Here is a 12,816-nt window from a genome sequence, read left to right on the forward strand (position 1 = left end):
CTAAAGTTGCACTACATGGGAGTTAAAATAGTTATTAACAGAGGTTAGGTAGATTAACGTTAACCCTTGCTTACTAACGGTAAAATTTATTGGCGGTTGCGAGCCAACGTTTAGAGTATGCTCGCCTGCTTTTACTGCGCTGCGGGCAAGGCTGATCTGATTAGGCAGGGTAAGCCAACTACGCGTATCTGCTTGCTCAGATGCAAGATTATACAAATTTGCCAAAATGTTCCCCACATCACCGGCACTGCGCGCAAGCTCTGCACGCATTTTTTCTTTAGCGACAAGACGTAATATTTGCCTTGAAACACGCCCAGCTACTTGCTGCTCTAACGTTTTAGCGGCCAGTGCCTCTAAATGCACTAACGGACTTAATGCTAATACTTGGTTATTAACTTTTATATTATTCACGGCGCTGCTGTAGGCGTTATTTATATAAACGGGCATTGCTAAGCTATAAAAGCGGGCATCCCCCTGCGAAGTATAAATAGGCAATCGCAATTTAAACTCGTGCTGTTTTGGTATTAGGCCTTGTTCAAATAATATAACCACTTCGCCTTGATTTTTATCTATGGTGTTTACTTCACCAAACTGTCGCTTAAATTGTTTGTAGTCATCCGCAAAGCCTTGCTGCTTAGCAAGGCGTAGTAAATCTTGCTGTAAATACTGATTATTAGGTTGTATTTCGAGTGCTTTTTTATAGTCTATGTAGGCATCATCGCCTTGCTTTGCCGTTTCATATAACAACCCTGATAAGTAAAACGTGTACGCATTTTGAAAGCCATTTTTTACCGAGCGAGTTAAATTATCCATGTCTGGGTAGTGTTGCTGTGCTTGAGCAACGGCATTATCAAACTCGCTTTGATTATCGAGTAGTGCATCAACTTGTACTTTATTGGCACGGCGTATTTCAACTAACGCGCTCTCAATATCGCGTTTATAAACATAATTAAGTGCTTTGTAGCTATGCAACATACTCATTTCGTAGGCTGGTGGGATATAACCTATTGCTGAATCGTTAGTTAACAGCGCATTACTTTGTTCAAGCCCTGCACTTACTTGTATTTTGGCTGCTTGGCGCTTTGCTTGCATCTGTTGGTAGACAGTTTCAAAATATGTTTGCGCACTATCTGGATTATTAGCTAAATCAGCAATACGCCCTTGCTCTAATTGGTTCAGTAAATAATTACTGTGGGCTTTACTGTTGGTTTTTATAAGGGTGCGTGCATTTTCAATATTATTATTGCTAATAGCTTGCCTAACAGGGGTGGTGTTTGTGGCATAATCATTAAACAAGTCGTTAAAGCCAATAGTGCTGCAACCACTTACAATAAAGCAAAAACTGAAAATTAAAATGTGACGCACACGCACTCCTTTTATCTATTTTATAAGGTTAACACATGGCTTATAAATGTAGGTGTGAAAGATTGTAAAAAAGCGTAGTGTATAAACATTAAAGCTTTATCATTAAAAAATAACCATATTAACGTTTACAACAATGGACGCTAATTTAATCTGTATATAAGTACGGTATATATTTATCAACACGTTAGGAATTTATTTGAAAGCCACTCTGTTTACTATTATCGCGTTAGTTGCCTTTGCTGCCAATTCGTTATTGTGTCGCTTAGCATTAGCTCAAGGTTATATTGATGCGTGGAATTTCACTGTTATACGGCTTCTCAGCGGGGCAGTGTGTTTGGCTATTATTATGCTGCTCTATACAAAGCAATTAAATAAAAAAGCACAATTAAGTAGCTCCGTTATTAACGATATCGGAAGCTGGCGAAGCAGTGTGAGCTTACTGATATATGCGCTGTGTTTTTCTATAGCTTATATAGAGCTAGATACCGGTATGGGCGCGCTTATTTTATTCTCCGCGGTGCAATTTACCATGATCGGCTGGGGCATCTATAAGCAAGAGCGCTTAACCGCTGTGCAATGGCTTGCATTTATTGTGGCGTTTGTGGCTTTTGTTTATTTAATGCTGCCTTCGCAAACAGCGCCACCGGTAATGGCGGCAGTATTAATGAGCATAAGTGGCGTGGCATGGGGAATATACAGTATTAGAGGCAAAGCGTGTGTGTCACCACTTAGGGCCACCACTTATAACTTTATTCGCAGCTTATTAGTGCTACCTATTTTAATTGTGGTGGGTATGAGCCAGCTTAAAAATGTACGTATGGAAGGGGTGTTACTTGCAATAGCCTCAGGTGCCATCGCATCAGGCGTAGGTTATAGTATTTGGTATGTGGCTATGCCTTTATTAAAAAGCACGCATGCAGCTATAGTGCAGTTATGCGTGCCCGTTTTGGCAGCTATTGCAGGAGCGGTGTTTTTATCAGAAACCTTAACTGTGCAATTTATGCTCCCCAGCAGTATCATTTTACTGGCTGTATTGGTTTTTACGTTAAATAAAAAAACTAACACCGCTTAGCAGGTGGGCTCACATTAAGCACAAAGCGTTCATATAAAGCAGGTAAGTGGGTTAAAATAGTGTCTTTACCTAATAAATCACTTTCTTTAATGCAGTTATGTAATACCTCAACTGACAGGTGCCTCATAAGCTGCTCTGATTGCGCAATGTGGCTAATATGCCAAAGTTCTGGGGCAACACCGCCTAAATCATGCTGATAAGGCCGATAAAATCCAAATTCTGCTAGGTGAGTGTCTAGCCATTGACTCAGTTCGGCAAAAGGTCCGCCATGCTGATATTCATCGGGGGTTAGTTGCAACACATAATCGTCACTCACTGCGCGTTTATCAAAAATATCTAAGTCAGTGCCTAAATGATGGCGACTTGCCCCTGGCAGTGCAGAGTACAGCATTATGGCGGTACATTTTTCAATATCACTCAGTGAATTTAGTTCAACGGCTTGTTGCGCTTTATTTAACACCACGCGCTTATTTGAAAATTTAGCATTCCAAATAGCCGATTGACGATTAAAATCCCGAAAGCTTGATGCAATACATAAATCAAAGCCTGCGGATGCGGCCGCTGATTGCAGTGCAACAAAGTCGTTGACAATATTGGCATGCAAATAATGGTTTTGTATGGCGACTAGGTGTGCATCACTTTGTCCGGTGATGCATTGTATGAGTTCTTTATTTGCAGTCATTAAGTTAACAGTCGTTCTAATATTTGTTCATAAATATCGGCCAGCGCGATCAGGTCATCTGTGCTAACACACTCATCAACTTTATGAATTGTGGCGTTACGTGGCCCCAGCTCGATTACTTTAGCGCCGGTTTGAGCAATAAAGCGGCCATCTGATGTCCCACCTGTTGTTTCTAAATTAGTGGTTAAGCCAGTTACTGATTTAATCGCAGCGACGGTAGCATCAACTAACGGACCGTGATCGGTTAAAAACGGTAGGCCATTTACAATCCAATTTAGTTCGTAATTCAAATTGTGTTTTTGTAAAATCTCGTTCACTTTTTGTTGCAGCTGTTGATGAGTAACTTCGGTGCTAAACCTAAAGTTAAATTGTACTTCAAGCTCACCGGGGATCACATTACCGGCACCTGTGCCGCCATTAATGTTCGAGATTTGAAAGCTGGTGGCAGGAAAGAAGTCGTTACCCATATCCCACACAGTTTGGCTTAATTCGGTTAAAGCTGGCGTGGATAAATGAATTGGGTTTTGCGCTAAGTGTGGGTAAGCCACATGCCCTTGTACACCGGCTATAGTTAAAAAACCAGTTAGAGAACCACGACGACCATTTTTAACCACATCACCGAGTACATCGCGCGATGATGGCTCACCAACAAGACACATATCAATTTTTTCACCGCGCTCTTCTAAAGTATCTATTACGCGGGTAGTGCCGTTGATAAAAGGGCCTTCTTCATCTGAGGTAATTAAAAACGAGATAGAGCCTTTATGATCTGGGTGCTTAGATACAAAGCGCTCTGTGGCTACAACCATAGCTGCCAGTGAGCCTTTCATGTCGGCTGCGCCACGCCCATGTAATAAACCGTCTTCAATTAGACCAGCAAAAGGCGGGTGCTGCCAATTTTTTTCAGGCCCTGTGGGCACCACATCGGTATGACCGGCAAAACAAAAGTGTGGTGATTGCGTACCTTTTCGTGCCCAAGTATTGAGCGTGTCAGTAAAAAAGAGCGATTCGATGTCAAAGCCAATTGCACTTAGACGCTCATTCATCATGTGTTGGCAGCCTGCATCTTCAGGGGTAACCGACTCTCGCTGAATTAAGGCTTGGGCTAGGGTAATTACTGGATGGGTCATTATTTAAAGATCTCATCGTATTGTACTGTTTTAAAGCCTAAGTGATATTGCCCATCATTAATAAGAACAGGGCGTTTAATCATTGCAGGTTGTTCAACCAATATATCGATAGCAGTTTGCTTAGTTAAGCTTTGCTTTTGCTCATCCGACAGCGCTCTGTATGTTGTGCCACGTTTATTAACAAGTTGTTCCCAGTCAATATGCTCTGCAAAATCGCTAACCATATTATGATTAACGCCATCTTTACGATAGTCATGGAAAGTGAACGCGATGTCATTATCGCTTAGGTATTTTTTTGCTTTTTTGATTGTGTCGCAGTTGCTAATGCCATAGAGAGTGATCATAAACCTACTTCTTTTTGATAATAGTTAATAAGGTATCTACACCAGCATTGACCTGCGGGTGAGAATAATGAAAAGTGCCTAAGTCGTGGCCATTGAGTATGATAAGGCTAGCTAAAATAGGCGCATCGAGTTCACGCAAATCAAAGTAAGCGAGGCGCTGTCCTTTGGTTATTTTGCTGCCATTAAGCTGAGCAATATGAGTATGCGTGAGAGTTTGAGAATCAGGTACGGCTAAGTTTATTAATACTTTTAAGCCATTTTTAGCTTTTAGAATAAATTCGCACCCGCCGCTTTTAACTTGCAATAAAGTGCCATTAAATGGCGCTAACACTTTATGGCTGGTTAAGCTGACAATAATCCCTGGCCCCAAAGTTCCAAAGCGGAAAAAAGCTTCAGGATGCGCGTCCATCTGCATAACTTTGCCACTGAATGGGCTAGTTATTTGTATCGCGCTTCGGCCAATTTTATTTTTAGTTAAATAGCTAACGTCTTCAGATTTCATTATTAATTAAGTTACCACATTGTAGCCATCGGCTCTAAGAGCAGCCATCGCTTTGTTGACTGTTTGCTTTTTTACTAAGATATAGTCGGTGTCATAGGTTGAAATTGAAAAAATTGATACGCCAGCTCTTGCTAATACTCCTGAAATATTTGCCATAATACCGGTTAACGAAAATCCTAATGGGCCAATTACTTCTAATGCTTGCCAATTCGATTCTGTACCTTGGCTATCAATTATAAAGTCATCAGGGCAAACGACCGAGAGTTCATCGTGCGTTTTTGAAATAAAAAATAATGGTTGCTTTAACAGGGCAGGAGGGATGTCGGCATCAAGCGCTAAACTATGAATTGATAAAACAGTGCTGTGTAATTGTAGTGTTTGTTTTGACATAAAACCCATCCATAGCAGCAAGATAATAGCTTTATAGTATAGAGTATTGAATCTAAGTTAAAGGCCCAAACTGAGCCGTTGTTAAAGTTTTTATTAATTAAAAAATAATTGTCCACAATTTCTGTGGATAAGCTTGGGGGTTGTAAGGTATAAATAGCCTAACCTATTAATAAGTAATTAAAAAATGGCTAGGCTATAAAAAGGACATGTTAGTTAAAGGGGTTAATTAAGTGCCTCAGCTTGCGCTGCTTGAATGGCAGTTAAAGCAATGGTATACACTATGTCGTCAACTAATGCGCCACGGCTTAAGTCGTTAACTGGTTTACGCATCCCTTGCAGCATCGGACCGATACTGATCAAATCAGCGCTTCGTTGTACCGCTTTATAGGTGGTGTTGCCAGTATTTAAATCAGGGAATATAAACACCGTTGCTTTACCTGCAACAGGGCTGTTAGGTGCCTTTTTAATCGCTACACTTTCCATAATTGCCGCATCATACTGTAGTGGTCCATCTATAATTAGATCTGGGCGCTTTTGCTGGGCCAGTTTAGTTGCCGCTCGCACTTTTTCTACATCAGCCCCACTGCCTGAATCACCAGTACTGTAACTTATCATGGCTACGCGAGGTTCAATACCAAATGCTGCTGCTGAGTCGGCAGATTGAATTGCAATGTCGGCCAGTTGTTCGGCATTAGGATCGGGATTAATAGCGCAATCACCATAAACTAGAACCTGATCCGGTAATAGCATAAAGAACACAGATGACACTAATGATGAACCTGGCGCGGTTTTGATTAACTGTAGCGGTGGGCGAATGGTATTGGCAGTGGTGTTTACCGCACCCGATACCAGGCCATCGACTTTACCTTGCTCTAACATCATAGTACCAAGTACGACGTGATCTTGAAGCTGCTCTTGGGCGACAACTTCGGTAAGGCCTTTATTTTTACGGATTTCCACCATAGGTGCTACGTAGTCATTTATAATACTGTTTGGCTCTATTACAGTTACATGCTCGTTAAGCTCAATGCCTTGTTGCTCGGCTATACGTAATATTTCATCACGATCACCTAATAAAATTGTTTTAGCAATGCCGCGCTGGCCACAAATAGCGGCTGCTTTAATGGTTCTAGGTTCGTTACCCTCAGGCAGTACAATTGTTTTTTCGGCTTTACGAGCTTTTTCAGTTAATAAATACCTAAAGGCAGGAGGGGATAGTTTTCGGGTTTTTCCCACACTTTTAGCTAAGGTATCTAACCAATCAGAATCTATATACTCTGCGTTATGATCTTTTACCTTTTCAATGCGCTGTTCATCATCGCTTGGCACTTCTAGGTTAAAGTTATGCAGTAATAACGAGGTGCGCCAAGTGTCGCCTTCGGTTGCTAAAATAGGCAGCCCTGTTTGCATGGCTTGTTCGCACAGCGCCATAATGCGCGGCTCAGGCTCAAAGCCACCGGTGAGCAAAATAGCGCCTAGTTTAGTACCATTCATGGCAGACAAGCAGGCTGCAACCAATATATCTGAACGATCGCCTGGGGTGACCAATAACGCACCTGGGGTAAAGTAATTTAGAATATTTGATACCGTGCGGGCGCAAAAAGTAATGCGTCTTAGTCGACGATGCACCATGTCACCTTCGTTAATAATAGTGGCTTTTAAATAGGCACTTAAATCTTTAACGCGCGGCGCGACCAGCTCAAAATCCCACGGAATGGCACCAAGTAACATAAAAGGATTTTTTCTAAAAATAGGTAAAGAGGCCAGACGGTTAAGCTCGTTATCCAGTGCTTCTGGCTTGTAAGTATCGACTAAATCAGCGCGAGCGCGACCTTCTTCATCTAGAGGGGCATTTACTTTATTGAAAATACAACCCAGCACACGAGGGTGATCTATGCCACCGTAATTTCCAGCAGCAATTTCAAGGCGATCTTCAATCTGGGTAATACTGTAATTCCCAGGGGTAAGCACAAATACGATATCGGCCCCTAAGGTTTGTGCAATTTCACGGTTTATGCGTCCCGCATAAGGTTGGCGTCGAGTAGGCACCATTCCTTCTATTATGGCCACTTCGTCATCGTTGATCTTACTTTGAAAACGCTCAACAATTTCCTCTAATAAGTCGTCACCTTTACCATCACCAATCATTTGCTCTGCGTAATCGAGTGCAAACGGTGTTGGCGGCTTAATTGGTGAGCCTTGAGTGACAATTTGGGTCGATTTTTCAGGGCCAGTTTCACCTGCACGCGGCTGGGCGATAGGTTTGAAAAAGTTAACCTTAACCGTCTTTTGTTCTAGCGCTCTTACTAAACCAACTGATACTGAGGTTAAACCTACCCCTGTAGAGATAGGAACCAACATAATACGACGAGCCATATTATAACTCCTTGGTGATGTTTGCGGCGTCGAGTGCAATAACCCATTCTTCGTTGGTAGGCATAACCACCGCTTTGCTTGTTGAATTTGCAGCGCTAATTAATCCAGCTTGGCCAAACCGTGCATCAAGGTTTGCTTGAGGGTCTAAATTGATACCTAAAAAGGCTAACTGTGTAAGTACTTTTTCGCGAATAATATCCGAATTCTCGCCAATCCCACCAGTAAAAATAAGCGCATCTAATTTTTGCAGCGGTACCATGTAGGCGGCTATTTGTTTTGCTAAGCGGTAGCAAAACATATTAAGCGCCAGCATGGCTTGCGAGTTGCCAGCAATGGCAGCCTCTTCAATAGTACGGCAATCGTTTGATAGCTCGCTTATTCCTAATAAGCCACTTTTTTGATTTAGCAGGTCATCAATTTGCTGTGCGGTGTAATCAAGTTGGGTCGTTAAAAAGTTAAATAGCCCTGGATCAATGTCGCCACAACGGGTACCCATAACAAGTCCTTCAAGCGGGGTTAAGCCCATGCTAGTGTCGACACTTTTACCGTTTTTAATCGCACACACAGAGCAGCCATTGCCTAAGTGGGCGCTAATAAAGTTACTTTCTTCAACAGGTAAAGACAACATTTTAGCGGTTTGACCTGCTACATAAAAATGGCTAGTGCCATGAAATCCATAGCGTCTAACCCCAAAGTCTTTATAAAGCTGATAAGGAAGGGCATATAGATAAGCAACCTCATCCATAGTTTGATGAAATGCGGTATCAAACACAGCTATTTGTGGTAAATCTTTAAATGATGCTTGTGCTGATGAAATACCTAGTAAATTAGCGTGACCATGTAAGGGGGCCAGTGTGGCTGCTTGGGTAATACCTGCAATGACGTTTTCGTCAATTAAAACTGATTGGGTAAAGTGCTCGCCGCCATGCACAACACGATGACCCACTGCCACTAATTGCTCGTCGAGGTTGTGATCTTTTATCAAATCAACCAGCGTATTAATCGCATGGGCATGTGCCTGGTTAGCAGCAAGCTTAATAGTGGTTTTTTCTCCCTTAAACTTATATTTAATTGAGGGAGCGTCATCACCTAGGCGCTCAGCTAAACCTGATATGATGTCGTTTCCTGTGTTTGCATCAATAATCGCAAACTTTAGACTTGAGCTTCCACAATTGAGTACCAAAACGTGGTTTGGATTATTTGGGAGTGTTGGCATAGATTCATTTTCCATTTAAGTATTAATCAGTACACTTGGTTGATGTATAAGCCTTTGTGGCTTAAATAAGTGTAGACTAAAGTGTAGTAGACTTTATTAAAAGGGCTTTGTGAAATTCTTTCGATAATTTATGCTTTTTGTGAGTTTTACTAATGAAATTGAGCATTTTTACCGATAAAGTGAAAGCAGCTATAATTGTGTTACACTTTTATAAGTATTACGTTTGTTGAAGTGTTACAAACCGTGACTATGAGGATTTATTAATGCAAAAAAGTGTGATGTCGCAAGTTCAATTAGGGCGTTCTTATGCTAAAACATGGCCAATGCGAAAAGAGGTTGCGCCATTATTTGCAGAATTTAAAGTGATCAGAGCCACAGAGCTTGCGATTACAGTTATGCCAATATTAGCCATGCTGACCCTGTTTTTTCAGATTAATTATTTAGGCTCGGGTTTTCTGCCCCAAGCGATTGCCAGTAGTCTGTTTTTTATTTCTTTGCCATTACAAGGGCTTTTATGGTTAGGTAAACGTGCGCAAACCGAATTAGAGCCTGCTATGCAGCAATGGTATAACGAGTTATTTGCAAAAATGGTTGCTAACGGTTACGACGCGCAAATGGGAAAAAACAAGCCCCGCTATTTGGAGCTTGCCGAATTACTAAAAGATATGTTCGATAAAATGGATAAAACGTTTACTAAAGAGCAGTTTTAGTAAATTGCGTAATGTAAAATGACAATGTGACGCTATGCTGTTGTTTTTGCTCAAGTGCTTGCCAATGTTCTGGCCTGAACTTCCACGCAAATGGCGTCATCATAATTAAGTTCTTAACATCGTTAAATGTAAGCGACACCTGCTCTGTTATTAATTGTTGCGATGTATTTTCAAAGCCCGCAGGTGCTGCTATTTGTGTGTGCTCGTTTACGTTGCTATAAATATAATCTTTTAGTTCTTTCAAATGAGTTGGGCCTGGGCTTGCCACAATTAAGCAACCATTATCTTTGACCAGACGTGCAAGTTCACTGTCAAATAAAGGCGCAAATACACTAACCAAAACGTCAGCAAGGTGATCATCAAAAGGCGCTTGGCTAATTGAGGCAACACTAAAATGGCATTGCTTGTAACGTTTTGCCGCATATTTTACTGCCGACTTTGATATATCCACACCGTATACGCTAGCCTGGCTGTTGTTAGCAATAGCGTGAGTATAAAACCCTTCACCACACCCCAAATCAATTACTATTTCAGCATTAAGTGGCTTTACCATATTGGCTAAAGCAGTTTGTAAAAAGCCATAATAACCTTGCTCCAAAAATGAGCGCCTAGCTTGCACCATTTCCAACGAATCGCCAGGCTGTTTAGAGTTTTTGTTTTGCACAGGGAGTAAGTTTACGTAGCCTTCTCTGGCAAAATCGAAGCTGTGATTGTTATCGCATCGTAATGTTTTATCATTAAGTGCTAGTGGCTGTTTACAAATAGGGCAATGGTAATGAAGACTCATGAGCCTAAATAGTCCTTATCAAAAAAAGTTTTTACCCAATGTGGGCGATAGGTGATCAGTACAGTGATTGCCATACCGTTTAGCATAGCTTCAGGAAAGGCCAAAATAGGACTTAGGTAAATATAATTTTCGCTCAGCTGATGCCAACTATATTCACCTATTGCGTAATAAAAAGCGCCACCGAGTATAATGTTAATACAGGCAACGACACCCGCTGTTAAAAAGCTACAAACAAATATATAGATAAAAAAATGCCGTGCTAAATAGTGATAACACACAATAAAAACTAAATAGCTGAATAACACCGGTATAAACGCACTAATGATGAGTTTTAACGCGACTAATTCAGGTGTTATTTGTCCAAAAGCAGTTAAAAGCGCTGTTGCGAGTACACAACTTAATATAGCAAGACGCCAACCTAATGTTAGGGTAACTGCGGTAATGCCTAAAATATGCAGATCGAGACCGGGTAAAATACCGGCCTTTATACGCCATAACAAAGCGAGTACCAGTACACAGGCAAACACACCTGATTGTCTTGCTGGGGTATTAAATAAATTACTGTATGTTGATTTGTTAACGCTTAAAAAGCCGATAACGATGACAACAATCCACAGTAACCCTTGCAACTGCACGCTTAACATAATTATTAACTAAACTCTGACCAAATAGGCGCATGATCTGATGGTTTATCGATAGCGCGCAATTCATAATCTATGCCTGTGTCGATACAGCGAGCTGCTAAATCATGCGTTGCTAGTACCACATCAATTCGTAGGCCGCGGTTATCAACAAATCCTTTTGAACGATAGTCAAACCAAGAATATTGGTCGTTAATTTCTGGGTTTTGTTCTCTAAAGGTGTCTTTAAAACCCCAATTTAATAAGGTAGCAAGCCATTCACGCTCAACAGGTTGAAATGAACATTTACCCGTTTTTAACCACCGTTTTGCATTTACCTCGCCAATGCCAATATCTAAATCGGTTGGTGAGATATTAATGTCACCCATAACAATTACATCTTGATCAGGGGTGAAATGGCCATTCAGATGGGTCATTAGATCTTTATAAAATTGACGTTTGTAGGGGAACTTAGTTTCGTGATTAATGTTATCGCCTTGTGGGAAATAGCCATTCATTACATGTAAGTCGCGGCCATTCTCTTGTTCTACAGTGACGCTAATCATACGCTTTTGCGAGTCATCGGTGTCAGTAGTGAAGCCTTTTAATACCGATTTAGGCTCTTTTTTGCATAACATTGCCACGCCGTAATGCGCTTTTTGCCCATGAAAATAAACGTGGTAACCCATCTTTTGTACATCGTCTAGCGGAAACGCTTCATCATGTACCTTGATCTCTTGAAGACCAATAATATCTGGCTGGTGTTTATCAATAATAGCTTGTAACTGGTGTAGTCGAGCACGCAGACCATTGATATTAAAAGAAATCACTTTCATAAAGTTAACCTTCAAATTTATTTTTTCTATTCGTCAAATTGTATCAGCATTTAGAGCGACATAACATGACTGAAATGAGAAAATAACTGCACAATTGTTGATCAATTACTGTTTAATGTTTAAACATTGTAAATGCATTATTAAATAATAAAATAAATAAAATATTCAATTGATATGTTAAAAGTTGTCTATATAATGCGCAAAAATCGTTTGTTTAACTCGTTCAAATAGGACTACCTGATGAAAACTCAATTACTTTTAGCTGCCTCTCTTTTTGTTTCTGTTACCGCTTCTGCACAAAGCAATGCGTATTACAGCAAAGACAATAAATTAGAGTCAAACTTGTGCGTAGTAAGCGCCAATGAAGGTTTTTCAGCTGCACGTAAAATGGCAGCAAAGCATGGTATATACTTATCTCGTTATTCAAAAAGTATCCTATGTAACGGTCAAGACATTCGCGATATTGCAAAACAACAAACTGCAGCACAGCCTGCAGCATCAAAAGTTGAAGTATTTGCAAAAGATTCACATCAAGAAACACAGTTATGTATAACTGCATTAAAGCAAGGCTTACAACCAGTGCGTAAGCAAATTGGTAACTTAAACACATTAAAGTGTAATGGCCAAAACGTTACTGACTTTGTTAAGCGTTACCAAAACGCTGCAATCTAAATTACTGTATTTAATATATAAAAAGCTCGGTTTTTACCGGGCTATTAAGTCAAACTGTGGCTACCTATACTTTTAGGTAGCCATTTTTATTTTTGATGCTCTATAAATAAAGGG

Annotated in this window: 14 protein-coding genes; 3 read left to right on the plus strand and 11 right to left on the minus strand. The window is 40.7% G+C overall.

Annotated features, from left to right (window positions below; genetic code table 11):
- Positions 1–1,365 (minus strand): COG3014 family protein, encoded by a 1,365-nt coding sequence (locus ACNSN2_RS05870; RefSeq protein ID WP_418608762.1) that lies wholly within the window; start codon positions 1,363–1,365, stop codon positions 1–3.
- Positions 1,366–1,561: 196 nt separating this feature from the next.
- Here ACNSN2_RS05870 and ACNSN2_RS05875 point away from each other — a divergent pair, with 196 nt between their 5' ends.
- Positions 1,562–2,437, plus strand: coding sequence for a DMT family transporter (locus ACNSN2_RS05875; protein ID WP_010389752.1), 876 nt, complete (start codon positions 1,562–1,564; stop codon positions 2,435–2,437).
- Here the strand turns inward: ACNSN2_RS05875 and ACNSN2_RS05880 are convergent.
- From ACNSN2_RS05880 to ACNSN2_RS05910, 7 genes are all read right to left on the minus strand, one after another.
- Positions 2,424–3,119 (minus strand): M15 family metallopeptidase, encoded by a 696-nt coding sequence (locus tag ACNSN2_RS05880; protein WP_418608763.1) that lies wholly within the window; start codon positions 3,117–3,119, stop codon positions 2,424–2,426. The genes ACNSN2_RS05875 and ACNSN2_RS05880 overlap by 14 nt on opposite strands.
- On the minus strand, positions 3,119–4,249 hold the full coding sequence (gene dapE, locus ACNSN2_RS05885; protein WP_418608764.1) for a succinyl-diaminopimelate desuccinylase: 1,131 nt from the start codon (positions 4,247–4,249) through the stop codon (positions 3,119–3,121). Before dapE ends, ACNSN2_RS05880 begins: the two co-directional genes overlap by 1 nt.
- Positions 4,249–4,593: an ArsC family reductase gene (locus ACNSN2_RS05890; protein ID WP_418608765.1), complete on the minus strand. Its 345-nt coding sequence runs from the start codon at positions 4,591–4,593 to the stop codon at positions 4,249–4,251. Before ACNSN2_RS05890 ends, dapE begins: the two co-directional genes overlap by 1 nt.
- A 4-nt stretch (positions 4,594–4,597) precedes the next feature.
- A complete protein-coding gene (locus ACNSN2_RS05895; protein WP_008110014.1) occupies positions 4,598–5,095 on the minus strand; it encodes a PTS glucose transporter subunit IIA in 498 nt (165 codons plus the stop codon).
- A gap of 6 nt (positions 5,096–5,101) precedes the next feature.
- Positions 5,102–5,485, minus strand: coding sequence for an ACT domain-containing protein (locus tag ACNSN2_RS05900; RefSeq protein ID WP_418608766.1), 384 nt, complete (start codon positions 5,483–5,485; stop codon positions 5,102–5,104).
- A gap of 222 nt (positions 5,486–5,707) precedes the next feature.
- Positions 5,708–7,861 (minus strand): phosphate acetyltransferase, encoded by a 2,154-nt coding sequence (gene pta, locus ACNSN2_RS05905; RefSeq protein ID WP_418608767.1) that lies wholly within the window; start codon positions 7,859–7,861, stop codon positions 5,708–5,710.
- A 1-nt stretch (position 7,862) separates the two neighbouring features.
- Complete coding sequence (locus tag ACNSN2_RS05910) at positions 7,863–9,077, minus strand: acetate kinase (protein ID WP_418608768.1); 1,215 nt, start codon at positions 9,075–9,077, stop codon at positions 7,863–7,865.
- 263 nt (positions 9,078–9,340) lie between these two features.
- Here ACNSN2_RS05910 and yfbV point away from each other — a divergent pair, with 263 nt between their 5' ends.
- Positions 9,341–9,787 (plus strand): terminus macrodomain insulation protein YfbV, encoded by a 447-nt coding sequence (gene yfbV, locus ACNSN2_RS05915; protein ID WP_010389761.1) that lies wholly within the window; start codon positions 9,341–9,343, stop codon positions 9,785–9,787.
- Here yfbV and rlmA read toward each other — a convergent pair.
- Genes rlmA through xthA form a run of 3 tightly spaced genes read right to left on the minus strand, consistent with a single transcriptional unit; the run spans position 9,771 to position 12,030 of the window.
- A complete protein-coding gene (rlmA, locus tag ACNSN2_RS05920) occupies positions 9,771–10,574 on the minus strand; it encodes a 23S rRNA (guanine(745)-N(1))-methyltransferase (RefSeq protein ID WP_418608769.1) in 804 nt (267 codons plus the stop codon). The genes yfbV and rlmA overlap by 17 nt on opposite strands.
- Positions 10,571–11,218: an energy-coupling factor ABC transporter permease gene (locus ACNSN2_RS05925; RefSeq protein WP_418608770.1), complete on the minus strand. Its 648-nt coding sequence runs from the start codon at positions 11,216–11,218 to the stop codon at positions 10,571–10,573. The genes rlmA and ACNSN2_RS05925 overlap by 4 nt, the downstream gene beginning before the upstream one ends.
- 5 nt (positions 11,219–11,223) lie before the next feature.
- A complete protein-coding gene (gene xthA / locus ACNSN2_RS05930; protein WP_055011863.1) occupies positions 11,224–12,030 on the minus strand; it encodes an exodeoxyribonuclease III in 807 nt (268 codons plus the stop codon).
- A gap of 240 nt (positions 12,031–12,270) precedes the next feature.
- Here xthA and ACNSN2_RS05935 point away from each other — a divergent pair, with 240 nt between their 5' ends.
- Entirely contained in the window at positions 12,271–12,702 is a 432-nt protein-coding gene (locus ACNSN2_RS05935) for a hypothetical protein (protein WP_010389773.1), read from the plus strand.
- Positions 12,703–12,816: the final 114 nt, after the last annotated feature.

It is taken from the genome of Pseudoalteromonas sp. US3C1013 (assembly GCF_048401115.1).
Taxonomy (GTDB): Bacteria; Pseudomonadota; Gammaproteobacteria; order Enterobacterales; family Alteromonadaceae; genus Pseudoalteromonas; species Pseudoalteromonas undina.